General features: G+C 51.0%; 23 protein-coding genes. 19 read left to right on the forward strand and 4 right to left on the reverse strand.

The features are described 5' to 3' along the window. The first annotated feature begins 17 nt into the window (after nucleotides 1-17). From D7Z26_RS17530 to D7Z26_RS17550, 5 genes are all read left to right on the forward strand, one after another. Nucleotides 18-827: a GNAT family N-acetyltransferase gene (locus tag D7Z26_RS17530; protein WP_120978283.1), complete on the forward strand. Its 810-nt coding sequence runs from the start codon at nucleotides 18-20 to the stop codon at nucleotides 825-827. Between the two features lie 223 nt (nucleotides 828-1050). Next, nucleotides 1051-1722, forward strand: coding sequence for an HD domain-containing protein (locus tag D7Z26_RS17535; RefSeq protein ID WP_120978284.1), 672 nt, complete (start codon nucleotides 1051-1053; stop codon nucleotides 1720-1722). A gap of 151 nt (nucleotides 1723-1873) precedes the next feature. Then, nucleotides 1874-2767: an NUDIX hydrolase gene (locus tag D7Z26_RS17540; RefSeq protein WP_233567004.1), complete on the forward strand. Its 894-nt coding sequence runs from the start codon at nucleotides 1874-1876 to the stop codon at nucleotides 2765-2767. Further along, on the forward strand, nucleotides 2764-3327 hold the full coding sequence (locus D7Z26_RS17545; RefSeq protein ID WP_120978285.1) for an NADAR family protein: 564 nt from the start codon (nucleotides 2764-2766) through the stop codon (nucleotides 3325-3327). Before D7Z26_RS17540 ends, D7Z26_RS17545 begins: the two co-directional genes overlap by 4 nt. Beyond that, nucleotides 3324-3878, forward strand: a complete 555-nt coding sequence (locus tag D7Z26_RS17550) for an RNA 2'-phosphotransferase (protein WP_120978286.1) — start codon at nucleotides 3324-3326, stop codon at nucleotides 3876-3878. Before D7Z26_RS17545 ends, D7Z26_RS17550 begins: the two co-directional genes overlap by 4 nt. Before the next feature lie 70 nt (nucleotides 3879-3948). Here D7Z26_RS17550 and D7Z26_RS17555 read toward each other — a convergent pair whose 3' ends face one another. Beyond that, nucleotides 3949-4518: a TetR/AcrR family transcriptional regulator gene (locus D7Z26_RS17555; RefSeq protein WP_120978287.1), complete on the reverse strand. Its 570-nt coding sequence runs from the start codon at nucleotides 4516-4518 to the stop codon at nucleotides 3949-3951. 150 nt (nucleotides 4519-4668) lie between these two features. Here D7Z26_RS17555 and D7Z26_RS17560 point away from each other — a divergent pair, with 150 nt between their 5' ends. Continuing rightward, entirely contained in the window at nucleotides 4669-6147 is a 1479-nt protein-coding gene (locus D7Z26_RS17560; protein ID WP_120978288.1) for a DHA2 family efflux MFS transporter permease subunit, read from the forward strand. 1 nt (nucleotide 6148) lies between these two features. On the opposite strand, the gene D7Z26_RS17565 is transcribed toward D7Z26_RS17560, so the two are convergent. Both D7Z26_RS17565 and D7Z26_RS17570 read right to left on the reverse strand, forming a co-directional pair. Then, nucleotides 6149-7033, reverse strand: coding sequence for a GNAT family N-acetyltransferase (locus D7Z26_RS17565; protein ID WP_120978289.1), 885 nt, complete (start codon nucleotides 7031-7033; stop codon nucleotides 6149-6151). Between the two features lie 44 nt (nucleotides 7034-7077). After that, nucleotides 7078-7998 (reverse strand): AraC family transcriptional regulator, encoded by a 921-nt coding sequence (locus D7Z26_RS17570; protein ID WP_120978290.1) that lies wholly within the window; start codon nucleotides 7996-7998, stop codon nucleotides 7078-7080. A gap of 272 nt (nucleotides 7999-8270) precedes the next feature. Here D7Z26_RS17570 and D7Z26_RS17575 point away from each other — a divergent pair, with 272 nt between their 5' ends. The 13 genes from D7Z26_RS17575 to D7Z26_RS17635 all read left to right on the forward strand — a co-directional run bounded on the left by D7Z26_RS17575 (nucleotide 8271) and on the right by D7Z26_RS17635 (nucleotide 23997). Then, nucleotides 8271-9887, forward strand: coding sequence for a response regulator transcription factor (locus tag D7Z26_RS17575; protein WP_120978291.1), 1617 nt, complete (start codon nucleotides 8271-8273; stop codon nucleotides 9885-9887). A gap of 19 nt (nucleotides 9888-9906) precedes the next feature. Beyond that, the gene (locus tag D7Z26_RS17580; protein WP_120978456.1) at nucleotides 9907-11634 is read left to right on the forward strand and encodes a sensor histidine kinase; all 1728 of its coding nucleotides are present in this window, start codon (nucleotides 9907-9909) and stop codon (nucleotides 11632-11634) included. Nucleotides 11635-11749: 115 nt separating this feature from the next. Next, nucleotides 11750-13468 carry a type 2 periplasmic-binding domain-containing protein gene (locus D7Z26_RS17585; RefSeq protein WP_407643528.1) on the forward strand — a complete coding sequence of 573 codons (1719 nt, stop codon included), beginning with the start codon at nucleotides 11750-11752 and terminating at the stop codon, nucleotides 13466-13468. Between the two features lie 108 nt (nucleotides 13469-13576). After that, the gene (locus tag D7Z26_RS17590) at nucleotides 13577-14551 is read left to right on the forward strand and encodes an ABC transporter permease (RefSeq protein ID WP_233567006.1); all 975 of its coding nucleotides are present in this window, start codon (nucleotides 13577-13579) and stop codon (nucleotides 14549-14551) included. A gap of 14 nt (nucleotides 14552-14565) precedes the next feature. Beyond that, nucleotides 14566-15498: a carbohydrate ABC transporter permease gene (locus tag D7Z26_RS17595; RefSeq protein ID WP_120978293.1), complete on the forward strand. Its 933-nt coding sequence runs from the start codon at nucleotides 14566-14568 to the stop codon at nucleotides 15496-15498. Nucleotides 15499-15603: 105 nt separating this feature from the next. Then, complete coding sequence (locus tag D7Z26_RS17600; protein WP_120978458.1) at nucleotides 15604-16608, forward strand: endo-1,4-beta-xylanase; 1005 nt, start codon at nucleotides 15604-15606, stop codon at nucleotides 16606-16608. A 2-nt stretch (nucleotides 16609-16610) separates the two neighbouring features. After that, entirely contained in the window at nucleotides 16611-17741 is a 1131-nt protein-coding gene (locus D7Z26_RS17605; RefSeq protein ID WP_120978294.1) for a glycosyl hydrolase family 8, read from the forward strand. Between the two features lie 40 nt (nucleotides 17742-17781). Beyond that, entirely contained in the window at nucleotides 17782-19845 is a 2064-nt protein-coding gene (locus tag D7Z26_RS17610) for an alpha-glucuronidase family glycosyl hydrolase (RefSeq protein WP_120978295.1), read from the forward strand. A 27-nt stretch (nucleotides 19846-19872) separates the two neighbouring features. Further along, nucleotides 19873-20949, forward strand: a complete 1077-nt coding sequence (uxuA, locus tag D7Z26_RS17615) for a mannonate dehydratase (protein WP_120978296.1) — start codon at nucleotides 19873-19875, stop codon at nucleotides 20947-20949. Then, on the forward strand, nucleotides 20946-21797 hold the full coding sequence (locus D7Z26_RS17620) for an SDR family oxidoreductase (protein WP_120978297.1): 852 nt from the start codon (nucleotides 20946-20948) through the stop codon (nucleotides 21795-21797). The genes uxuA and D7Z26_RS17620 overlap by 4 nt, the downstream gene beginning before the upstream one ends. 6 nt (nucleotides 21798-21803) lie before the next feature. Continuing rightward, on the forward strand, nucleotides 21804-22601 hold the full coding sequence (locus tag D7Z26_RS17625) for a Nif3-like dinuclear metal center hexameric protein (protein ID WP_120978298.1): 798 nt from the start codon (nucleotides 21804-21806) through the stop codon (nucleotides 22599-22601). A gap of 180 nt (nucleotides 22602-22781) precedes the next feature. Further along, nucleotides 22782-23429, forward strand: a complete 648-nt coding sequence (locus D7Z26_RS17630; RefSeq protein ID WP_120978299.1) for a hypothetical protein — start codon at nucleotides 22782-22784, stop codon at nucleotides 23427-23429. A gap of 88 nt (nucleotides 23430-23517) precedes the next feature. Next, on the forward strand, nucleotides 23518-23997 hold the full coding sequence (locus D7Z26_RS17635) for a ferritin-like domain-containing protein (RefSeq protein ID WP_120978300.1): 480 nt from the start codon (nucleotides 23518-23520) through the stop codon (nucleotides 23995-23997). Nucleotides 23998-24066: 69 nt separating this feature from the next. Here D7Z26_RS17635 and D7Z26_RS17640 read toward each other — a convergent pair whose 3' ends face one another. Further along, a complete protein-coding gene (locus tag D7Z26_RS17640) occupies nucleotides 24067-25329 on the reverse strand; it encodes a sugar efflux transporter (RefSeq protein WP_120978301.1) in 1263 nt (420 codons plus the stop codon). Nucleotides 25330-25379: the final 50 nt, after the last annotated feature.

A 25379-nucleotide genomic window follows, 5' to 3' on the forward strand; every position in this document is an offset into this window, starting at 1 on the left:
GAATGGGGAGAGGTCGCATGCTGCAGAAGTTCGAAGCGAACGATAGTGTTCTAAACGGGGATAAGTTTATTGCCGATGAAGTTCCGTACAATCTGGTTCTCCGGATTTCCGAGTTCGAGAACTCGACACGCCTGAAGACGCCCGATGACACTTTGATCTTTGTCCAGTCCGGAGGAAATAACGCATGGCTATGGGTTTCCCCTCATTTCGGAGAAGAGCGGAAGAACGATCTTATGCGCGAGCTTGCAGATCATCTCAAAGCCACCGGATTGCCGGGCGTCAATAGCGACCCGGAGACGGCGAAGCGATTTGCGCAAGCGTATTCGGAAGCCAGCGGCGTTTCGTACCGTACGCATATGGGATTGGAGTCGTATTCCTGCCCGGAATTAAGGAAGCCAGTTGGCGTACAAGGATCTTTCCGTAAAGCAACGAAACAAGACGTAGCCACCGTAGCGGAGTTTTTCGCGGGTTTCTCGGAAGGAGCCCACGGAGTGACGGTGGATACGGCGAGTCAAATCCCTAAGGCTGAGGGAGCGATCGATATGGGCAACTTGTATCTCTGGATCTTCGATCAACGTCCGGTATCGATGGCCAATATCGCGCATCGATCGCAGAGGCATGCTAGGATCAATGCGGTCTATACGCCGTCCGCCTATCGCAAGAACGGGTACGCTAGCGCGATCGTCGCAGAGCTCTGCTCGATCCTGGAGTCGGAGAGGCTTGTTCCAATGCTGTATGCGGATTTGACCAATCCGGATGCCAACAAGGTGTACCGGAAAATCGGGTTCGTGGAAAACGGCCGTATCGCCGACATTAAGTTCAAATAAGTGTATCCCTCTTTTCGGTAAGCTTTAGCCCCGACCGCCTTCTTGGCAGGCGGGGCTGTTTATTCGTGGATTTCTAATTTTCCGGCCGTTAACTTGGTTATTGCGCCGTCCGACGATAGCTCTTCTCCAAGGAAGGGCATAATCTGTTTTAACTTAGAAAGTATAGACATGATATCTTGAAAGAAGCCAAGCCTTTAGTGAGTCGAGCGGAGGAGAGAACCACATGAAACACGATGACGGATGGACCGAGCAGGAAAAACGAATTGTCGCAGCTGCGGCCGATTGGGCCCGTACAAAGTTGGAAAAGGATAGTAGCGGTCACGATTGGTGGCATATCGACCGGGTCGTGAGAATGACCCGAACGATCGCCCGAGCGGAGCAGGCGGATTCCTTCGTATGCGAGATGGCCGCGCTATTGCACGATATGGCTGACGAAAAGCTGAACGCCGATCCGTTGGCGGCCGCGCAACAACTGGAGCAATGGCTTCAGAACAGCGGCGCGAGCGTCGAGCAAGTCGAGCATATTCTCGAGATTATCGGTACGATGTCGTTCAAAGGCGGCTCCCGGCCGCCGATGAGAACCGCCGAGGGGCGGGTGGTGCAAGACGCCGACCGGCTCGATGCCATAGGAGCGGTGGGAATCTCCCGCGTGTTCGCATATTCCGGTGCTAAGGATCGGCCGATCCACGATCCTGATCTGCCCCCGCGAGACCAATTAACGGAACAAGAGTACCGCAACGGCCGCGACACGGCAATCAATCACTTCTACGAGAAGCTCTTGAAGCTCCGGGAATTAATGAACACGACAACCGGCAGGAAACTGGCCGAGGACCGGCATCGCTTCATGGAAACGTACTTGAAACGGTTTTATTCCGAGTGGGCGGGGAATAGCTGAATGCAACATTTACTGAAAGGGTTCTAAGGAGGGGGACGTTCCCCTCCTTTTTTGAATTAAGAATTGTATTTGCTTGACAATAATCTTCAGATGCAATAATTTGTTATTAACAAATAGATAATATCAAAAAGTTACGAACGGGTGAATATTCGTGCGGTTGCGTGATCACAAGGGTTTAACGGAGCAACAATTTCTGGAGCAATATCGCGCAGGAGATTTCGAGCGTCCTTCGGTAGCGGCGGACATGGCGATTTTTACGGTCATGGATAGGGAAAAAGACAACTACCGCAAGTTGCCGGAAAAGGAACTGAAGCTATTGCTCATTCAGCGCGGAGCGCATCCCTATCTTGGGAAATGGGCGCTGCCTGGGGGATTCGTTCGTCCATCCGAGACGACGGAGATGGCTGCGCGAAGGGAACTGCGAGAGGAGACGGGCGTTGATAACGTTTATCTGGAGCAGTTATATACGTTTAGCGATTTAGGGAGGGACCCGCGCGCTTGGGTTATGAGTTGCTCCTATATGGCGTTGATCGATGGTCGCAAAGTAAAGTTGGAAGCGGGTGACGATGCCGATAATGCAGCATGGTTCAGCGTTTCCTACCGCCTGTTGCGCGAACAAAAAGAACGAACGGAAGACGGGTACGTGAAAACGAGGAAGCACGAGCTTAAGCTGGCGAATGAAAATTCAACGATGATCGCGGAGATAGAACATACCGTGACGAGAACGGAAACCTCTTCCTCTTCGGATTACGCTATCGTATCCAACGACGGCTTGGCATTCGACCACGCGAAGATTATCGCGTGCGCCATTGAGCGTCTTAGAGGCAAGGTATCGTATACGGATATCGCCCTTCATCTTATGCCGAGCTTGTTCACGCTAACCGAATTGCAACAGGTATACGAGGTTATTTTGGACAAAGAACTGCTCAAAGCCGCATTTCGGCGCAAGGCGGAGCACTTGGTGGAGGAGACGGACCATTATGCGGAGAGCGCCGGCCATCGTCCGTCGCGATTATTTCGAAGGAATTGGGAGAGATTCGAATGAAAAATAGCTTGGAAAGGTTACTTGCCGATTGTAAGGCCGGGCAAGAATTCACGTTCTTGTATTTCTGGGGACATACGCCGCCGAAAGATGGGAGCCTGAACCGGAGTTGCTTAAGTCAATGGTGGTTATGCCCTTTCACGATTGACGGCATAACATACTCCTGCGCAGAGCAGTACATGATGGCGGAGAAAGCGAGATTGTTCCACGACGATAAGAATCTCGCGAATATCATGTCAGCGAAGACTCCGAAAGAGATGAAGGAATTCGGACGTGCGGTAAGCGGTTTTGATCGCGTCCTTTGGGAGAGACAATCTTATGAGGTCGTAAAAAAGGGAAACTACGCAAAATTCTCGCAAAATCCGGATTTATGGCATTATCTCAAATCCACCGGAAATTGCATTTTAGTAGAAGCAAGTCCCGTTGACCGAGTCTGGGGAATCGGTATCGGACAGGAACACCCGAACGCGGGAGACCCGTCGAAGTGGGAAGGCGCCAATTTGCTTGGTTTCGCCCTTACCGAAGTCAGGGATGAATTATTGGAGAAGGAGTGGACTTTATGAAACAAAGTAATCGCGACGTAGAACTGGGGCGTTTCTTGAGTTTGGTGTTGCGGCACGATCCTTCGGCGGCGGGAATACGTTTGGATCCCCACGGTTGGGCCGATGTCGAAGATTTGCTTGCGGGATGTAACAAAGCCGGCAAAAAGATAGACTTCGAAAGCTTGGAGCGTATCGTTCGGGAGAACGGCAAGCAACGATATGCTTTTAATGAGGAGCGGAACAAGATTCGCGCGAATCAGGGCCATTCATTGTCCGTAGACGTAGGACTAAGGGAAAGCTTGCCGCCCGATCTGCTCTATCACGGGACAGCAACCCGCTTCCTGGATAGCATTCGTTCCGAGGGGATTCAGAAGCTGTCAAGGCAACACGTACATCTATCAGCGGACGAGAAGACAGCCGTTGAGGTCGGTAAGCGTCATGGAAAGGCGTTGTTGCTTCGAATAGACGCGAAGTCTATGCACCGCGACGGGCACCGCTTCTATCTCTCGGATAATCACGTATGGCTGTGCGACTCCGTTCCTTGGGAGTACGTGGTCGCGGATATTAAGTAACCCTTTCCATCTACTCGATGGAAAGGGTTTTGTTTTACTTTTCTTTTTCGAATAACTATTCTTTTTGCGCTTATTCCGGGAAGAATAAATTGCGGTTGATCATTTGGCTTAGATAGTTGTCCATCTCCTCGGGAGAGTGCATCATTCCGTCCTTCATCCACCAAGCGCAGAGAGAGGAGAGGGCGCCGGAGTAGAAGGCGGCGACAATATCGACCGGGACCTTGAAGTTTACGCCGTCCTTCTGAGCTTGCAGTAAGTCCTGCCTCAAGGATTCGGCTCCGTGCTTCATCATCATGTTGCTTATAAAGCTATTCTCCGTCGCCGCTTTCACAAGCGTCTGGAACTGCTTCGTATGGCCCCAGCTTTGAATGAGCTTCATCGGATGAAGAATACGGTCTTCATAGCTTCTGTTCTTGAACAACTCGTTAGTCGCTTCGAGACCGAAGTACAGGAGGTGATGTTTGTCTTCGAAATGCTTATAAAAAGTCGTGCGATGAACCATTGCCCGGTCGCAGACTTCTTGAACGCTCAACGATTCGAAGGCACGGCTCTCGAGCAAGTCCAACAGCGCCTCCCACAATAATTTCCGCGTGCGCCGGACGCGCAAGTCGGTCTTGCCCTCTTGCTTGTTCGTATACATTTGGCACTCCTTTGTAGATTAGGCTACATTTCGGTATGAATTGATTCTTGGCGTAAGATTCCGGTGAATGTATATTAGCAACTATACATTTGTTCATTTAAGCATACAAGTGTAGATAAACAGATAAAGGAATGGCAGGAGGAACCAAATATGAATGCTTCTAGTACAGGCACCAAAGGCACAGCGCCGGACTTAAGCAAAATCAGGAGAGGACCCATCGTCGTTGCGCTGATCATCGGCGCATTCGTCGCGATATTGAACGAGACGTTACTGGGTAACGCGTTTCCGGATTTAATGAAGGCTTTCGACGTATCGGCCTCTACGATCCAGTGGCTCTCGACCGCTTACATGCTCGTCGTCGGGGTGCTCGTGCCGGTTACGGCTTTACTGCAACAATGGTATACGACAAGGCAGATGTTCTTAGGAGCCATGATCTTATTCCTGATCGGAACGATCGTCTCCGCTACCGCGCCCGAGTTTGGCGTGTTGCTGACGGGCCGGGTTATCCAGGCGCTCGGAACCGGGTTGATGCTGCCGGTCATGATGAACACGATTCTGGTCATTTTCCCGCCGGAAAAAAGAGGAGGCGCGATGGGATTAATCGGCCTCGTCATTATGTTCGCTCCCGCGATCGGACCGACGGTATCCGGCTTGATCATGGACTCGCTATCTTGGCATTGGCTGTTCTATCTGGTTATTCCGCTTGCGGTATTTTCCATTATTTTCGCCGCCGTCTACATGAAGAACGTATCCGAGATCACGAAGCCGAAAGTGGATATTTTGTCGATTATCCTCTCTACGGTCGGTTTCGGCGGCATCGTGTACGGATTCAGTTCGTCCGGTAGCGCAGGCTGGTCGGACCCGGAAGTGTATTGGACAATCATCGTCGGCGCGATTGCGCTCCTGTTGTTCATCTGGCGTCAGTTAGTGCTGAAAGATCCGGTTATGGACTTGCGGGCGTTCAAATACCCGATGTTCGCGCTCGTGACCATACTGCTCTTCGTACTCATGATGACGTTGTTCTCTACGATGACGCTGCTTCCGATGTTCCTGCAAGGGGCGCTGCTCATGACCGCGTTCAAATCCGGCTTGACGATGTTGCCGGGGGGCGTCGTGAACGGGATCATGGCTCCCGTCGCAGGCAAGCTGTTCGACAAATTCGGGCCTCGAGTGCTCGTGACGCCGGGTATCATCCTCGTCGTAATCGCGATATGGATGTTCACCGGGGTCGGCGCTTCGGCTAGTACCGGATATGTGGTGACAATCCACATCATCATGCTGGTCGGCATTTCTTTAGTCATGATGCCTGCCCAGACGACGGGTTTGAATCAATTGCCCCGTCGATTGTATCCGCACGGCACCGCCATTCTGAACACGCTGCAGCAAGTATCCGGAGCGATCGGAACGGCATTGTTCATCAGCATTATGTCTAACGGCTCGAAGGATTACTTGAAGGGCTCCAGCGATCCGAATTCTCCAGGCGAGAAAGTTCAAGCGTTGGTTGCGGGCGTGCACAACGCGTTCTGGATCGGCCTGGTCATCGGGATCATCGCTCTGGTCATCGGATTGTTCATCCGTCGTACCCGGCCGCCGGAAGGCGAAGAAAGCCGAGCGCCTGCCGGACACTGATTTACTGCATAAAAGGAACAAGGACCATCCGTTCGCGGATGGTCCTTGTTCTAACATACCCGTTAATCCATGCTTCTTCGCCGGGATTCCTCCCTATCTCATATTCTCTGATTTCTTTGATACTTTTCCCGCCTAAAAAAGCATGCCCGGTTTTCCATTTGCCGACAGTTTCAAAGCCGTACTTCCGATATACTCTCTCTACGGATTCATTAATAGGAAATACCCAAAGCTTTTGTATTCCTCTGCTCAATACTTCTTTTTGTATAAACTGAATAACTTCACCTATTAAGCCTTTTCCTCTGAATTGTTCAATTGTAGCTACGCTTTCCAATCGAGCTTGATTTCCATGTTCAAAAATACATGCGGTAGAGCATGGTGTTCCGTCGTGCCGAAGAAGGTAATGCGTAAAGGAGGGGTGGTTGAATTGCTCGGCATAAATCTTCTCGATGACATCCTTCCCTCCAAACTCTTTAATGCTGCCTTCGATTTCTAAAGCTTCTTGATAATTTTCTTCCGTTACTTTTTCAATCGTAACCTTGTTGTTATTGGTAATTTGAACAACTCGGTTATTCCATATTTGAACGGAGCTCATTAATTCTTCATATTGAAATTTTCTCGATATTAAATCGGAAATTAGATTTTGTTGGGATGCTAAATTGTAAATATAAAATCTTGGAATGATGTTTTTGGGTTGATAATAGTTGATTACCTCATCTATTACGGACTGCGGGGACTCGCATGCATTAAGGATATGGGCATGGTTAGCGTCATAATAATCGGGTTGTTTTTCATTAATAAATATTGAACCCCACAGGGTATCGATTCTTGTAGAGAAAGTTTCATAGTATGGGAGATCTAGCTTAAACATATCCTGCAAGTTTGCCATAGCCTAACTCCTCCTGATTTATTATGTAAAATAATGCAGAGCCGTTAGCGCATGGATTCAAGCGACTCTCTCTGGCTTGCCCGGTAACTTCGGGGAGATTCGCCCGTCCAGCGTTTAAACTGACGGCTAAAGTGGGCGATGTCGACATAGCCCAGCAGATTTGAGATATGATCGACATTCAGCGTCGTGTCCCGAAGAAGCCGCATGGCTTCTTCTTGGACAATGCGGGACAAGTATTGCCGGGGCGAGATGCCGAAAGCGTTCTTGAACAGTCGGTTGCAGTGGGATTCGCTAATGCCGATTTGCTTTGCGATCTGTCCGATTAACAGCCTATCCTTGTCCGGATGACCATGATAGATCGGTTGTTTGGCAATCGCTTGGATCAACGATTCGATTTGATGAATGTATTCCCAATGCTTGAGTTTTTTTTCGTCCCGATTGTCCATCGATGCCGACAGCGATAGGCAAAGCTGCGCGATGATTTGAAAGAAATCGGCTTGGATGTTGGCACGTACGGCCATGTCGTAGCGCTCCTCGGAAACGACCCAATTCAACATCCGTTCGAGAATCGACTTAAAGACCGCGCCGTCCGGACGATCGCCCGAGAATAGAGCGAGCCGAGTCGAACGGAGCAGATGCATTAGCGGTCGGTCGTCGATCTCGAAGTGCATGCAGAAGTAAGTCATTCCCTCCGGCGTTTCAACGGTACTGGAGTGAATATCACCCGGACGGATGAGCGCGAAATCTCCGGCTTGCTGACGATAGGTTTTTCCGTTGATAGAGATGATTTGGCAGCCACTATGGACATAATTGATCTCGTATTGCTTGTGTTCATGAGAAGGGTACTCCCAATCCGAGTTGACTTCCCTGACGTGCATCAAAGAAATGTGATGGGATACCCGGAGATCCGGAATGAATTGTTCCGTTACGCTGTTTTTTTGCCCCGAACGGATGCTGTCGTCCATAGCGGTTCTTCACCCTCCAAACCTCTGACATTGATTTAATTATATCGAAATTTAGCTTGATTTGGGTAAATATATAGCCGGAAATGAGCATGGCTCAATTGGAGATGAGATGTTAATTTGGGAGAAAGCGATAAATCTTTAATGCCCATCCTTCCGTTTTGCGGTTAATGATAGCCGAGAGTAATGTTACTATAGGTAGTAGAAAGGCATCTCCGCCTACCGCGGCGTTCCGCGATGCTGCCAGCTTTCAGACCGAAAGGAGTCGAGGATCGATGCATACCGTAATTTTGGTCGACGATGAGGTTTTTACTCGCAAAGGCTTGATTAAGCTGATCGATTGGGAGTCATGCGGATTTCAAATCGTGGCCGAAGCAGACAATGGAGAGGATGCTCTCGAGATCATCCGGAAAGTTCGACCGGATGTCGTGATTACGGACATCCGAATGCCCGTGCTGGACGGGATGGAGCTTATCCGCCGCGTCGTGGAGGAGAACGATGCGAACCCGTCGTTCATTATCATCAGCGGATACGATGATTTTAAGTATGCCCAGCAAGCCGTACGCTACGGCGTTCGCGATTTCATCCTCAAACCGATAGACGAATTCGAAATTTCCGATACGCTAAGAAGGTTAAATGAAAATCTAGGGCGCGAAGGGGCGGAGCGTTTACGTAATGATAGCCTGCTGAACGATTCCATGCTCGAATCCATCGTTCTCGGCGAGGCTTCCGACACGGCAATTGCCCAATGGGAGCAGCGCATGATGCTTCGCGCGAACGATCGGCTGTTTTATTTGTTCGCTGAGTTGAACGATAACCATGCGTGGAATCCGTCGGCCGGACAAATATCGTCCGCGGGCTTCAAAGAAATCGTTCACCAAGTACTTCAACGTATGTCCGGTGGCGAGCAGCCGTTCTATCTTCACGATCACCACAATCGGATCGGCATCCTCGTTCCGGAGCGCGCGTTAGAAGCTTTTAACGGGAGCATCGAGCGGTTCGTCATTCGATTCCGTCAGGCGTTGTCCGTCGAATCCGGCGATCGCGTATTTCTATACGCAGGCGCTCCCGTATCGCGATTGGCGGATATCGGTCAATCGTATATTACCGCTAAGGAAACGCTCTTGTACAAATATATCCATGATGACAATCGTTTCGTCATCTATGACCAAGTGAAAACGGAGAAGGTGAATTACGTAACGTTCGAATTGAAGGAAGTCGGCCTGTTCGTTGAGCGAATGGAAGAGCTGCAGACGGAGAACGTGAGGGCAACCGTGGAATCCTTGTTTCATAATTTCCGCAATGACCGTTATGCTCCGGAAGCCGTCAAGATCACCATTCACCAATATGTACTTGGCATTACCAAGTCGATCCGAGGCATGGACGGAGATGAAAGCGCTCTTTCGTCCTTCGCGCCGGTTGTGGGTTGGTACGACTTAAGCCTGACTCTCGGGGAGCTCAAAAGACTATTCTCCGAGTTCGTCGACGAGAGTCAACGGTACATCGCGGAACTAAGGAAGGTGCAGGTAAAGGGCGGCATTCAGAAAATTCGCGGCTATATCGAAACGAATTATTCGAGTAACATTAGCTTAAAGAGCATCGCCGCTTTCTTTTTCATCAATCCGGTGTACCTGGGGCAGCTGTTCAAGAAGTCGTACGGCGTTTACTTCAACGATTTTCTCTTGCAGATCCGAATAAACGAAGCCAAGAAGCTGTTGCGCCAGTCGTCCGATATACGGATTTATGAAGTCGCGGAGAAGGTCGGATTCAGCAGCGCGGATTATTTCGTCACCCAGTTCGAGAAGATCGAACATATGACGCCGAAGGAATACCGGAATAAATTGCTACCTTCCGACAAAGGGGACAATCCTGGTGAGATTGAGTCTGAATAACGTTCGCTTGCGCAACAAAATGCTCATTCTATATGTTTTGTGCGTCTTCGTGCCGATTGTTTTTACGAATGTCCTCTTTTTTTCCGTGACCACGAATAACGTGAGAAATCAGAGGATGAAGGACATCTCGCGCGCCATCGAACAAATCAAGAACGAATTCAAGATCAAAATCGACGACGCGGTGTACGTTTCGTCGTTTTTTTTCACCGATTATAATCTCAATCAAATTTTGGAGACCGATTACGATAACCCTGCCGACTACGTGGACGCTTACGACTCGTATTTCCGCAGAATTCTGAACACCTATACCCCCGTCTATACTTCGGTCCAGAACATCAAGATCTACGTAGATAATCCCACCATGCTTCATTCGGGAGGCATCGGCAACCTGACTCCGGAAGTGAAGCAGACGGAGTGGTATCGGGCGCTCAATCAGAGCAAGCAGACTCATATCGTCTTCATCCGGACGTCAATGGAAGACTCCAGTACGAGCCAGGGAATGCTGGATTCGTTCAGCGTAGTTCGAAGAATGAATTACTATAACTCTCAGAATCGGTATGAAAAAGTGCTGAAAATCGAAATGAAAACTTCATCCATCCGGCAAATTTTCCAGAACCTCAACCTGCAGGGCAATATTTACTTGATCAACAATCAAGGCAAGGTCCAATATACGACCGATCCGAGCGTCGATTGGAAAGTGGATTCCCCTGACTTTCAATCGCTCTCGTTTCCGTCGGACTCGATTCAATTCGAGACGAAATACGAGAATGTCAGCCTACTGGAAGGATGGCGAATCGTCGGCACGATCTCGGAGGAAGAAGTATTGAAAGAGGTGTACAAGTCCAGGGATTTCATCGTCGTGCTCGCCTGCATTAACATTATTCTTCCGACTCTGATCATCCTTGGAATCACGAGGTCGCTTAACATTCGGTTGGTTCGCATTCTCAGGCACATGAAGAAGGTGAAGAACCAGAATTTCGATACGATCAAAGAAGGAGAAAGCGACGAAGACGAGATCGGTCAATTAACCGGGGAATTCAACCGAATGACTCTGCAGGTGAAAAGCTTGATCGACGACGTATACTTGGCCGACATCCAGAAGAAGACGCTCGAGCTCGAACGTCGGCAAGCTCAGTTGAACGCTCTGCAGAGCCAGATCAATCCGCATTTTCTATTCAACGCTCTGGAGACGATCCGGATGCGCAGCGTGATCAAGAACGAGTCGGAAACGGCCAAGATCATTCATAATATGGCCAAAATATTCCGCACGTCGCTCACCTGGAGCAAGGATCGGGTGACGGTTAACGAAGAAATGGAATTTATCGTCTGTTTCCTCGAGATCCAGAAATATCGTTTCGAAGATCGGTTGGATTACCATTTGGATATCGATCCTGATGTTCGGACATGCATTATTCCCAAAATGATGTTCTTGCCGTTCGTGGAAAATGCCAGCATACACGGGATCGAACTTCTCAAGAGCGGAGGGAGGATCGACGTACGCATCGAGCGGGAAGCGGATGATTTGATCTTCTCTATCAGGGACAACGGAATCGGAATGGAAGAGGAGAAAGTGAAGAAATTTTACGACTACTTGGTAAGCGATGAAGAAATCGGGGAGAGGATCGGCGTGCAGAACGTCATCTACCGGCTGAAGTTGATTTACGGCGACCGATTCCAGCTCTTGATCGATAGCGCGCCGATGAAAGGGACTTTCATTCGATTGCGGATTCCTGTCGATGGATTGTGACGATATATGTTTTTCTAAGTAAGGACTATAGTTTATTGGGTAAACAAAGCCCCTGAAAAATTCTATACTGAAAGTGCTTACAAAAACATAATGGCATGAAAGGGGCTCGAATCGATTGGCAAAGAAATTATTATTGACTTGCATGGCCGCAATCTTGGTGTTCACCGCCGCATGTTCGAAAGACAACAAGAATAACGGAAACAATAACGGGAACAATGCTTCGCCAAGCGCGGTCGACAGCAGTCCGTCAGCATCGGAAAGCACTCCAGCTTCGGAAGCACCTAAGGATAAAGTGACTTTCACGTTCTTCAACGGCGTAGCTAACGCTCCAGACGCCAATATGAACGAAACGACAATCGGTAAAATACTCGAAGACCAAACGGGCGTTAACTTCAAGATGGAACACTTGGTAGGCGACCTGAAAGCGAAAATCGGTACGATGATCGCTTCCAACGACTATCCGGACGTCATCGATCCAGATGCCGGTATCGACCAGCTTCTTGACGCAGGCGCGTTTATCGATCTGACCGACCTGATCGAAAAATACCCGAACATCAAGCGCGTATACGGCCCGTATCTCAGCCAAATGAAAGCGGCGGACGGCAAAATTTACTTCATCCCGTTCTCCAACGTCGTCGGCGGCTATACGCCCGATCCGAACATCAACCAAGGCGCTTTCTGGATACAACGCCGCGTGTTGAAAGAAGCGGGCTATCCGAAGCTCAAAACGTTGGACGAATACACGAAGCTGATCGAAGATTTCGTCGCCAAACATAAAAACGAAGGCTTGACCGGACTCATTACGCTGACGCATGACTGGAGATTCTTCGCGACCTCCAACGTGCCGATGCACTTGGACGGTTATCCGAACGACGGAAACGTCGAAGTCGACATGACGACATTCGAAGCCAAAACGTATTACACGACCGACTCCACGAAGCGTTGGTTGCAGAAGTTGAACGATCTGAATTCCAAAGGCCTGTTCGACAAAGCCTCCTTCGTAGATAACTACGACCAATATCTCGCGAAGCTCTCTTCCAAAAAAGTCGTCGGCTTCTTCGACTACGGCTGGCAATCGGGCAATGCCCGCAATCTGCTGAAAGACGCTGCAAGACAAGATCCGGCGCAAGACGATTTCGTTTACCAACCAATGCCACTTACGTGGGATGGCGGTAAAGACCAACTGCAGGATCCTCCGGGATTCGTTAAAAACCGCGGTCTTGGCATCAGCGTAAGCGCGAGGGATCCGGAACGTATTATGGAGTACTGGGATAACCTGCTGAAAGAAGAGAACCAAGTTCTTAGAAGCTGGGGTATCAAAGGCGAGACGTACGAAGTGGATGGCAATGGCCGCTTCTTCCGCACGGAAGAGCAAATCAAGAAAATCGACGAGCCGTTCAACTTGAAATTCGGCTTCAGATACTATGCTTGGGATTGGCCGCAATACGGCACGAACTCCACGTTGTCCGATGGTAATGCGCTCGCGCCGGGCTACCAGCCTGAAGTATTCCAAATGAGCTTAACGGCGGAAGACAAATTGATTCTCGACAAATACGGCGTTAAAACGTACGCCGAGCTCTTCGCTAAACCGGACGACCGCGTATGGTTCCCTGCTTGGGGTATTCCGAAAGCGCAAGGCTCCCCTGAACAAATTTGGGAAACAACGAAAGATGAAATTACGAAGAAGTACTACCCGAAACTCGTGCTGGCGAAACCGGCCGACTTCGAGAAAGTATGGGGCGATTACCTAGCCGCGTTCAGCAAGCTTGACACGGCCGGATATGAAAAATGGTATACGGCACAAATTAAAGCCGCTATCGATGCTGCCAAGTAATCGATTATAAGTAATAAGCGAAAGGCCGGCTTATGCGTGCTGTTGGCTCGCGCAAGCGGCCTTTCGCTTATTCTAATTAGTAAGGACCGGTCCGGAAGGAGAATGAATATGGAGAGCAACATCGAATCTGCAACGTCTTCCATGGCGTCTGATCAAAAGCCGACGGGACTGAAGCTTTTCTTTAAGAAACTCGTGCAACAACGGATGCTCGTCTTAATGTCCGTTCCTTTTCTCATATGGCTCTTTCTTTTCAAATACTTGCCGTTATGGGGCTGGACGACAGCCTTTCAGAAGTACAGACCGGCCAAAAGCTTCAAGGAGCAAGAATGGGTCGGTTTCGATCAATTTAAGTTTCTTTTTCACGACGATCGGTTTATGCGCGTGTTAAGAAATACGCTTGCCCAGAGCGGAATCAATCTCGTTCTCGGCTTTATTACCGCGATCACTCTCGCGCTATTGCTCAACGAATTGCGCGGTATTTTGTTTAAGCGCATCGTACAGACAGTTACTTATATGCCGCATTTTCTTTCTTGGGTCGTTGCCGCGGGCATTATTCAAGCGACGCTCGCGCCGGATGGCATTATCAATGTATTGATGATTAAATTGGGCATGATCGAGAAGGGCCAAGAATTATTGTTCCTAGGCATTCCCGAAGATTTCTGGACCATATTAGGACTCGGGACCGTGTGGAAAGACCTCGGGTGGAATACGATCGTGTACTTGGCTGCGATGGCTACGATCGATCCCGCGCAGTACGAAGCGGCGGAAATCGATGGAGCGGGGCGTTTCAGACGGATGTGGAACGTTACGCTGCCAGGTATTAAGTCGGTTATCGTCGTCTTGCTTATTTTGAATATCGGGAATTTGATGGAATCGGGATTCGAGGCGCAATACCTGCTTAAAAACGGGATGAACATCGACTATTCCGAGAACATTGACATATTCGTTCTAAACTACGGGATCAATCAAAGCAACTTTTCCCTGGCTGTCGCGGCAGGTATGTTTAAGAGTCTCGTCAGCATTGTATTGCTTTTCATCGCGAATAGTATCGCGAAGCGCGCAGGCGAGAGCAGACTGTTCTAAAGGAGGATCACCGGATGGCAAATTTAGCCACAGGAACGGCACCCAAGAAGCTTTCCCGCAGGAACGCTTCGCTAGGAGATCGAATTTTCGACACATTAAATATTACCTTCCTTTGCTTGCTGATGGTCGTCACCTTGTATCCTTTCTTGAACACGCTCGCGTTATCGTTGAACCGAGCGATGGATTCGATCAGGGGCGGCATCTATATATGGCCTAGAGATTTGTCTATTGAAAACTACAAATACGTGTTTAATCAGTCGACGATATTTCATGCGACGTTGATCTCGATTCTTCGCTTGGTCATCGGTTCGATAACGACCGTATTCTGTTCGGCAATGGTCGCGTATACGATCAGTCGGCAAGACTTCGTGCTGCGGAAGTTCGTCACGATCGCTTTCGTCCTGACCGCGTACATTAACCCGGGGCTTATTCCGAACTATTTGAACATTCGCGATTTGGGCTTGGTCGATAGCTTCTGGGTCTATATTTGGCCGAGCTTGATCGGAGTCTTCAACCTCATTCTTATTCGATCTTTCATCGACGGACTCCCGGAAAGCATCCTAGAGTCCGGGAGAATCGACGGAGCGGGTGAATTCAGGACGTTCTTCAACATCGTTCTGCCGCTTTGTCTTCCCGTTCTCGCGACGGTAGCGTTGTTCACGGCGGTCTACCAATGGAACTCGTGGCTTGACGTATTCTTGTATAACTCGTCTAACATCAAGCTCAGTACGCTACAATACGAGCTTCAAAAAATTCTTCAGAACTCGAGCGCCTCTTCTTCGGCGGCAAGCGCGTTCTCGAATCCGGATGCGGCGGCTAACGCGGTTACGCCTCTCGCGGTACGAGCAACGATGACGATCGTGGCTTCGGTCCCGATGATCATCATGTATCCGTTCCTGCAGAAGTATTTCGTCAAAGGCATGACGGTCGGAGGCGTGAAGGGTTAATCGTTCATTCCAGGATGTAAAGCTTTACCGATAAGAGCTTTCCTATTGGGAAAGCTCTTATTTCCTTATAGCCCGGCGGGAGAACAAGACAAGGGAGAGATGGAAATGAGCGTCAATAGCAACCGCAACGTACCCAAATTGCATGAAACATTCAAAGGAGTTTTCGATATCGGAGCGGCGGTGAACTCGCGTACGATCGTTCAGTCGGGCCGTTTCATTGCCAATCACTACAATAGTCTGACGGCCGAGAACGAAATGAAGTTCGTAAGCCTTCATCCGGAAGAGAACAAATATACGTTCGAATACGCGGATGAAATCGTCGGTTTCGCGCGATCGAACGGCATGAAGGTAAGGGGCCATACGCTAGTCTGGCATAATCAAACATCGGACTGGTTGTTTCAAGACGATCGGGGAAATCCGGTCGACGGCGATACTTTGCTTGCCCGCATGAAATCGCATATCGATACGGTCGTATCGCGGTATAAAGAGGACGTCTATGCCTGGGACGTCGTAAACGAGGTGATTGCCGACGAGGGGGCCGAATTGTTACGTCCCTCCAAATGGTTGGATATTGCCGGGCCGGGTTTTATCGGGAAGGCTTTCGAATTCGCGCACACCGCCGATCCGAAAGCGTTGCTCTTCTACAATGACTACAACGAGTCGCACCCGCTGAAGCGGGATAAAATTTACGCGTTATTGAAATCGCTGAAGGAACAAGGCATCCCCGTACATGGCGTCGGGTTGCAGGCGCATTGGAACTTGTATGATCCCGGGCTGGACGAGATAAGGGCGGCGATCGAGAAGTACGCCTCGCTCGGCTTGCTCCTGCATTTGACCGAGCTCGACATGTCCGTCTTCCGGTTCGACGACCGGCGCGAGGATCTGACCGCTCCGACCGAAGAACTGCTGGAGCTGCAGGCGGTTCGATATGAAGCGGTGTTTAGTCTGCTAAGGGAATACAAGGAAGTCATCGACTCGGTAACCTTCTGGGGCGCTGCGGACGATTACACGTGGCTTGACGATTTTCCCGTACGGGGCCGTAAAAATTGGCCGTTCCTGTTCGATGAGAAGCAACAACCTAAATCGAGTTTCTGGAAAGTGGTGGATTGATGATGAGCAACGGCGCTTATTACACGGGGAAATATCGCAATCTTCTGCTTGAATACGGATACGGGGAAGCGGAAATCGCGGCAAGAGTGGACCAAACGTGGCAGCTCCTGTTCGGGGATAACGAAGCCACTAGAATCTATTATCCGGCGGGCGAGGAAATGGGTTATATGCTGGACACCGGGAATCACGACGTTCGGACGGAAGGCATGTCCTACGGCATGATGATGGCCGTACAGCTTGGACATAAAGAAGTATTCGATCGGCTCTGGAGATGGAGCTATGAGTATATGTACATGTCATCCGGAGAAAATGCGGGATATTTCGCTTGGTCCTGCAATACGGACGGCACGAAACGCGCGCACGGTCCGGCTCCGGACGGCGAGGAGTTTTTCGCGTTAGCCTTATTGTTCGCTTCGCATCGCTGGGGGGACGGCTCTTCGCCGCTGGATTACGGCGCGAAGGCTCGGGAGTTGCTGCACGTCTGCGTGCATAAGGGCGAAGACGGCATCGGTCATCCGATGTGGAATAGGGACAATAAACTCATCAAGTTCATCCCGAACTGCGAATACTCGGATCCGTCCTATCATCTTCCGCATTTCTACGAGCTTTTCGCCCTGTGGGCGAATCCCGCGGACCGTCCTTTTTGGAAGGAGGCAGCCAGCGCGAGCAAACAATACTTAAAGTTGGCCTGTCACCCCGTTACGGGTTTGGCGCCAGAATACGCGTTCTATGATGGATCTCCGAACGATGAACGAGGTTACGGACATTTCTTCAGCGATTCTTATCGGGTTGCGGCCAATATCGGACTGGATGCGGAATGGTTCGGAACGGATGAATGGATGCGTCTGCAGACGCACAATATCCAGCGCTTTTTCGCGGATAAAAGTCCGGAAGATTATCGTCGGTATACGATCGCGGGCGAGCCTTTCGAAGAGAAGTCGCTCCACCCCGTCGGCTTGATCGCTACGAACGCAATGGCTTCGCTTGCCCATTCGGAGGGGCCATTCGCGAGAGCCAGCGTGGAATTATTCTGGAATACGCCGGTGCGAACCGGAACCAGACGGTATTACGACAACTGTCTCTATTTATTTGCCATGTTGGCGTTAAGCGGGAACTTCCGCATCTATCGGTAGCGGAGTCGTTATTTCATAGTGAAAGGTGAGAGGGACAACGATGAATACACAATCTATTGATAACGGCTACGACTGCTGGTTGAACTACAAGTACATTGAGGAGGATAGATTGCGGAATTCGTATGTGGAGAGTTGTGCGCAAATTACCGTAATCGGGGAATCGGCTGTCATGCAGTCGGCGCGACGTGAGCTGTCGCTCGCTCTGACGTCGATGCTTGGAAAAGCGCCGGAATCCGGTTCATTTCCCGTAAGCGACTCGGGGATCGTAGCAGGAACGTTCGGTAGTTCGCCAGTATTCGATGAGCTGGCGCGGGAATACGTAATCGATGAATTGGGCGATGAAGGTTACGTGATTCGCGCAATGGACAACGATCGCCTCTATCTTGCCGCGGCTACGGACAAAGGCGTACTGTACGCCGTTTTCCATTTTATCCGTTTGCTTCAAACCGGGGAAAGCATCGAGGGGCTTCGGGTTCGGCAAGTTCCCGGCAACGGCCTGCGGATGATCAACCATTGGGATAACATGGATGGCTCCATCGAGCGCGGATACGCGGGGAATAGCATTTTTTACCGTGACGGGGAGTTCGTCGGGGATAAAGGCCGCATTCGGGATTATGCGCGGCTACTAGCATCCGGGGCAATCAACGCGGTATCGATCAATAACGTGAACGTGCACCAACAAGAGTCGAAGCTCATCACGAAACAGTTCCTGCCCGAAGTGGCGATCGTAGCGGACATTTTCGGCGATTATGGGATTCGTCTTTATTTGAGCGTCAACTTTGCGAGTCCGATCGAGATCGGCGGACTGGACACGGCGGACCCGTTGGCTCCGGAAGTGTCCGAGTGGTGGATGAGAGCGGCAAGGGACATTTACCGCTACGTTCCGGATTTCGGAGGTTTCGTCGTAAAAGCAGATTCGGAGTTCCGGCCGGGGCCTTTTACGTACGGACGCAATCATGCGGACGGCGCGAATATGATCGCCGATGCTTTGGAACCGTTCGGCGGGGAGGTCATCTGGCGTTGTTTCGTTTATAACTGTTTGCAGGATTGGAGAGATCGCAAGACGGATCGGGCACGCGCCGCCTATGATCATTTTACGCCGCTCGACGGCCAGTTCCGCGATAACGTGCTGCTGCAGATCAAAAACGGGCCGATGGATTTTCAAGTTCGCGAGCCGGTTTCCCCGTTGTTCGGGGGTTTGAAGCGCACCAATCAATTGTTGGAGCTTCAGATTACCCAGGAATATACGGGGCAGCAGAGGCATCTTTGTTATTTGGTTCCGCAATGGAAGGAAGTATTCGATTTCGATACGCATGCCCGGGGACAGGGATCGACCGTCGCGGAGACGGCAAGCGGCAGGCTGTTCGGAAGGAAACGCGGCGGCATCGCGGCGGTGACGAATATCGGGGATGACGCGAACTGGACCGGACACGTTCTCGCTCAAGCCAATTGGTACGGGTACTCGCGTCTGGCTTGGGATGCGGGTTTAAGCTCGGAGCAGATCGCGCTTGAATGGATTCGGATGACGTTCGGGCAGGAGCCAGGGCTGGAATCCGTTATTCTCGAGATGTTGATGAGCTCGTATGGGATATACGAAGATTATACGGCGCCGCTTGGAGTCGGTTGGATGGTTAACCCTGGACACCATTACGGCCCGAACGTGGACGGGTACGAGTATTCCAAATGGGGCACGTATCATTACGCCGATTGCCATGGCTTAGGGGTTGACCGTTCGATTCGTTCAGGTACCGGTTATGCAGGGCAATACCACTATCCGGTAGCGGCAACCTACGAATCGCCCGAAAGCTGCCCGGATGAGCTGCTCTTGTTTTTCCACCACGTTCCGTATACGCATATGCTGAAGAGCGGGAAGACGGTTATCCAGCATATTTACGATACTCATTTCGGCGGAGCGGAGCGGGCGGCGAATTTGATCGCGCAATGGGATTCGATAGCGGAGAAGATCGACGGCCAGACTTACCGGGAAACGCGGGAACGCCTCGTCCATCAGGCCGAGCATGCGGGAGAATGGCGCGATCTCGTCAATACGTATTTTTATCGCAAATCGGGCATAGCGGACGAACTCGGTCGCTTGATTTATTAACTCGGGGAACGAAAGGTCGGATTTCGCATGAAAATGGTGTTCCGATGGTACGGGACGGGGAACGATACGGTCACCTTGAAGCAGATCAAACAAATTCCCGGCGTGGAAGGAATCGTGTGGGCGCTTCACGATGTACCCGTCGGAGACGAGTGGCCGATGGACAAAATACTCGCTTACAAAGAGGAAGCGGACGCGTACGGTCTGCATCTGGAAGTCGTCGAAAGCGTAAACGTCCACGAGGACATCAAGCTGGGTTTGCCATCGAGGGACGTCTACATCGATAACTACAAGAAAACGATCGAGAAGCTCGCGACGGTCGGAGTGAAAACGATCTGTTATAACTTTATGCCGGTATTCGATTGGATTCGAACCGACTTGTTCAAGGAACTTCCCGACGGTTCTACGGCTCTTTTCTATGAGAAAGCCAAAGTAGAAAGCATGGATCCTGAAGAACTCGTTCGTCGGATCGCGAACGACGTCGACTTTACGATGCCGGGATGGGAACCGGAAAGGCTAAAGAAGTTGTCGCCGCTATTCGAAGCCTACAAACAGGTGTCAGAGGAAGGGCTATGGCGCAACCTTCAATACTTCTTGGAAGCGATTATCCCAGTTGCGGAACGGAACGGCATTCAGATGGCGATTCATCCGGACGATCCGCCTTGGCCGATCTTCGGATTGCCGAGAATCATTACGGGGCAGGACAACATCCGCCGACTTCTCCGGCTGGTCGACAGTCCAAGCAATGGAGTGACGCTTTGCAGCGGCTCTCTCGGCGCGAATCCGGCCAACGATATTCCAGCTATGGCTCGGGAGTTCGCGGGTCGCATTCCTTTCGCTCACATTCGGAACGTTCGCGTCTTCGACAATGGAGATTTTATCGAAACCTCTCACCGAACCTCGGACGGTACCGTGAATATCGCGGGTTTCGTGCAAGCTCTTCATGAAACCGGATTTACCGGCTATGCCAGGCCGGACCATGGACGGCATATTTGGGACGAGAAGTGCAGACCCGGTTACGGGTTGTACGACAGAGCGCTAGGCATCATGTATTTATGGGGTGTCTGGGATTCTATGGGTACGAGCCGCAAGGGGGTAGCGGAATGAGTATTCCTACGCACGACAACTTAAGGGGCAAGGTTGCCGTCGTGACCGGCGGCAGCGGCGTCCTCTGCTCCGCGATGGCCATGGAGCTAGGGCGTCAGGGGATGAAGGTGGCGATCCTGAACCGGACGGAAGACAAGGGTCGGGTCGTTGCGGAGGCCATCCGGCGGGAAGGCGGCGAAGCGATATCCGTCGTGTGCAACGTGCTAGATGTCGCAAGCGTGAACGCGGCGTCCGAGCTCGTTCATGAACGGCTCGGAGCCTGCGATCTTCTCGTGAACGGGGCGGGAGGCAACCACCCGGACGGCACGACGACGAACGAAACGTTCAAAGCGGAGGATTTAGACAACGCGGAGCTCCGTACTTTCTTCGACTTGACGATGGAAGGCTTCGGCTACGTGTTCGACTTGAATTTCATGGGAACGTTGCTTCCTTCGCAGGTGTTCGCGAAGCGAATGATTCATCGTCCGGGAGCGTCTATTATTAATCTATCCTCGATGAGCGCGCCGTCTCCGATGACTAAGGTGCCGGCGTATAGCGCAGCCAAAGCCGCGATCGATAACTTCACGCAGTGGCTGGCGGTTCATATGGCGGATGCGGGCATCCGGGTAAATGCGATCGCGCCCGGATTTTTCCTGACGGATCAGAATCGCAAGCTGTTGATTCGCGAAGACGGCGAGCTGACGGAACGGTCGGGCAAAATCATCGCGCATACGCCGATGAGAAGATTCGGCAAACCTGAGGATCTTCTTGGCACGCTCGTGTGGCTGGCGGACGATTCCGTATCCGGATTCGTCACCGGCATAACGGTTCCGGTGGACGGCGGCTTTATGGCGTACTCGGGGGTATAGGGCCGCATGCCAATCCTCGTTCAGGATGTCATAGATATGCTGACGGCGCCTGTCGAAACAACGGTGCCGGATAGCGTTGACCAATTGATCCACGGAGACCCCCATGCCGTCGTCAGGGGTATCGCCGTCACGTTCATGGCGACGCAGCAAGCGCTGGAGCAGGCGTCCCGTCTGGGGGCGAATCTGATCATTTCCCATGAAGGGTTATTCTACAGGCATCGCCACTCCACGCCGATTCTCGTGGAGGAGCCCGTATATGCTGCCAAGAAACGGTTTATCGAAGAGCGCGATCTCGCTGTGTATCGTTTTCACGATGGCGTCCATCGTTATCGACCGGACGGCATTATGGAGGGATTAATCCGTCAGTTGGGTTGGGAGTCATTCGTTAACGAACATCTCTCGGCCGCTTCGATCGTTCATCTTCCTCGGAGCACGGCGGGGGAGATCGCGGCGCATGTGAAGCAAAGCCTCGGAATCGGATGCCTTAGGACCGTGGGCGATCTGACGACGGCCTGCGAGCGAGTCGGATTGCTTGCGGGTTGCCGGGGAGGCGGAGATCTTGCGATTCCCTTATTCGAGAAACATAAGCTGGACTTAATCTTGTACGGAGAAGGACCGGAGTGGGAAACTCCGGAATACGTGAGAGATGCCGTCGGAATGGGACAGGGCAAAGCGCTTCTCGTTCTCGGTCATTTGGAGAGCGAGCAGCCGGGAATGAAGCTATTCGCCGATCGACTTAGGGGCATGCTCCCCGACGTCCCTGTATTTTTTATTCCCGTGAATCCGGTCTTTCAAGTGGTCTAACCTAAGCCTAATGAAAACGAGCATTCATATAGAAGATCGCCCTCGACTTGCGAGCATTGCAAGCCGGAGGGCGATCTTTTTTATTTTCTGGCGAGTCCGAAGCCGAGTTAATTAAATTTAAATATGTTCCGTCTATACTAGGAATAAGTTATCGCCGCTGATGGCCAAAGGAGCTTAAAAATGAGCAGAAACAAGAAAATATGGATTCCGGCAATAGTCGTGGCTACCGTAGCCGTGCTTCTCGTTGCGTATTCCTATTATTTGACGTTGTCGCACGGCGGACAGGAGCTTCGTCCTCGTCCGCCGGAGGGAGGCGGGACGGGTCGCCCTCCGCAAGGCGGGAACGATGGGGCGGGAGGTTATTTCACGACTTTAGGTACGATTTCATTGTTTCTAGGGGCTGCGGGTTTCTCGTGGTTCTGGTTTAAGAAGAAGCTGAAATCCCCTTCCCCGGCGGTACGTTATGTCGGGAAGTTGCTGCATTCCATCCATAAGTTCTTGGGATGGACAACCCTCGTTCTGATCGTCGTTCACGGCATTTATTTCTTGATCGTGAAGCTCCATGACGAGAAGATCTATACGGGGCTGGCAGGCTTGGCAATATTATTGGCGCTTGCCGGGTACGGATACTCCATCAACAAGGTTCGCAACAAATGGATGCGAGCGGTTCATCGTTCTCTCGGGATTATCTGGGTTCCGGTGTTGCTTCTGCATGCCGGAGGATCGGCAATCATGGCCGTCATCTCGGCTCTCGCGGTCGGGGGGCTCGTGTGGGTTTTCGAAAGATCGGCGGTACAAGCTAAGCAGCCCGCCGGAAAAGAACGGTAATCGGATCGACTGGAGAGCGGCTGCGCACGTTCGCTTGACGCCCACATATGATGCCTATATATATGATTCATCATAATGGAGGGTTACAATGATCGATTACTATTATACGCCCGCATACGGTTTCTGGCGTCATCCGGCGGCTTATAAGTCGTTGCGGGAGGCCCTGGCAGGTATCAAGAAGGCTGTCCAAGGAGAACGTGAGGACGAACTGTTCTACGATTACTTGATATCCGTTGCCCCAACGAAGGAAGAGCAGGAGATTATCGTCTCCATACGGGACGATGAACGCAAGCATAATCGAATGTTCCGGCAGATTTACCGAGATATAACGGGGCAGGAAATCACGGCGCCGCAGGACACGGCTTTCAATAAGCCTCAGTCATACGCCGCCGGCTTGCAAAAGGCCTTGTTCGGGGAATTGGGCGCCGTGGAGAGGTACCGGGACATCCGCGCGGGACTGCCCGACCGTTATCACCGAGATATGGTATTCGAGATTCTGACCGATGAACAGAAGCATGCGGACAAGTACAATTTCCTCTTGATCCTTGAATCCAACCGTAAACATTAACGTTATCGACTCTGCCGTATCGAGAGAAACGGTTATTTTTTCCGGCAGCCGGCGCCGTAAGAGAGAGTTTTAGGTTCCGGTTGCCAATGCCGCATCGGACGGGTTTTTTTTGCCCAATGAGAACAATAAGACCAAGCCAATCCCTACGAATAACGTACAAACCAGATATACGTTACGATATCCGAACCATTCGGAGGCGAATCCGAAGACGAGGAACGCGAACGTCTGCCCGATCTTGGAAGTGTTCATATAGAGCGAGGTGGCAACCCCCGGCATGTTCGGAATGAAGTTCTGGAAGTAAGTAATAGCGATGCCGTTAGTAATGGATATGGCGGCCGCGCTGAGAATTTGGACGAGGTACACCTGCCAGACGTTCTGAACGAAGAATAGCGACGCGAAGAAGGCGAAGGCGAACAATACGCCCAGTCGAATCAAGATCCGGTTGTCTATCCTCGTAGCCAATACGCCGAAGAACAGCATGAAGGGAATTTCGAATATTGGCGGAATGCTGAACACGATTCCGATCTGTTCTTGTCCGGTATGAAGAACCTTGGTCAAAAATTGGGACATGTTCATCGAACTGACCGTAAAGGCCGCCGACACGAACGAAAAAGCGATCAGGTTACCGAGAATGAACGGACGCATAATGACTTTTCCTAATGAAATCTGCGGCTGGGTCGAGGCGAGTTGCGCGTTCTGGACTCTTTCGGGCGTGCCCTTCATGAAGAAGAGAAGAACGAGCACGACGATGACGTACATGGCCGCGGAGAGCAGGAATAGCCCCGTGAATCCCAAGTAGATCATGACATAAGCGGCGATCGCGGGTCCGACCGTCCAAGCCAGCGCGAAAAACGTACGGAACAAATTCATATAGAACGGTGCTTCCTTGGGAGGCAAATCGGACTTGGTAAACATCTCCCTGGCATAAGCGAACATCTGGGAGGAAGACGAGGATGCAATTCCCAATACCAACGAAGAAATGACGAGAAGCACGTAATAGTTCCTTGAATAGGCATAGCAAGCATATCCGATCGCGCCGGCGATCGCGCAGAGGATCATAACCGTTCTGCGGTCCATCCGTCCGTCCGATATTTTGCCGATATAAGTGGAAATAATGACGTTGGCGATCGCCGAGATGGTCATGAAAATACCGAAAGCCATATTGCTCATGCCGACTTCATCGATCCCGAAGAGCGAATTGAAGGGCATGACGAACGAAACGGATATCCCGATAAGGACGTTAATGAGAATTAGCGTAGGCCAGCCTTCCAATTGAAACAATTTCACCGCTTGGGATTTCACGCCCGAGATTTTACGCCAGATCGTAAACAACCCCTATCCTCTGCTACTCGCTTTAATATGACAAAGTATTATAGAATGAG

Origin of the sequence: Cohnella endophytica (assembly GCF_003628305.1) — a bacterium.
Lineage (GTDB): Bacteria > Bacillota > Bacilli > Paenibacillales > Paenibacillaceae > Cohnella > Cohnella endophytica.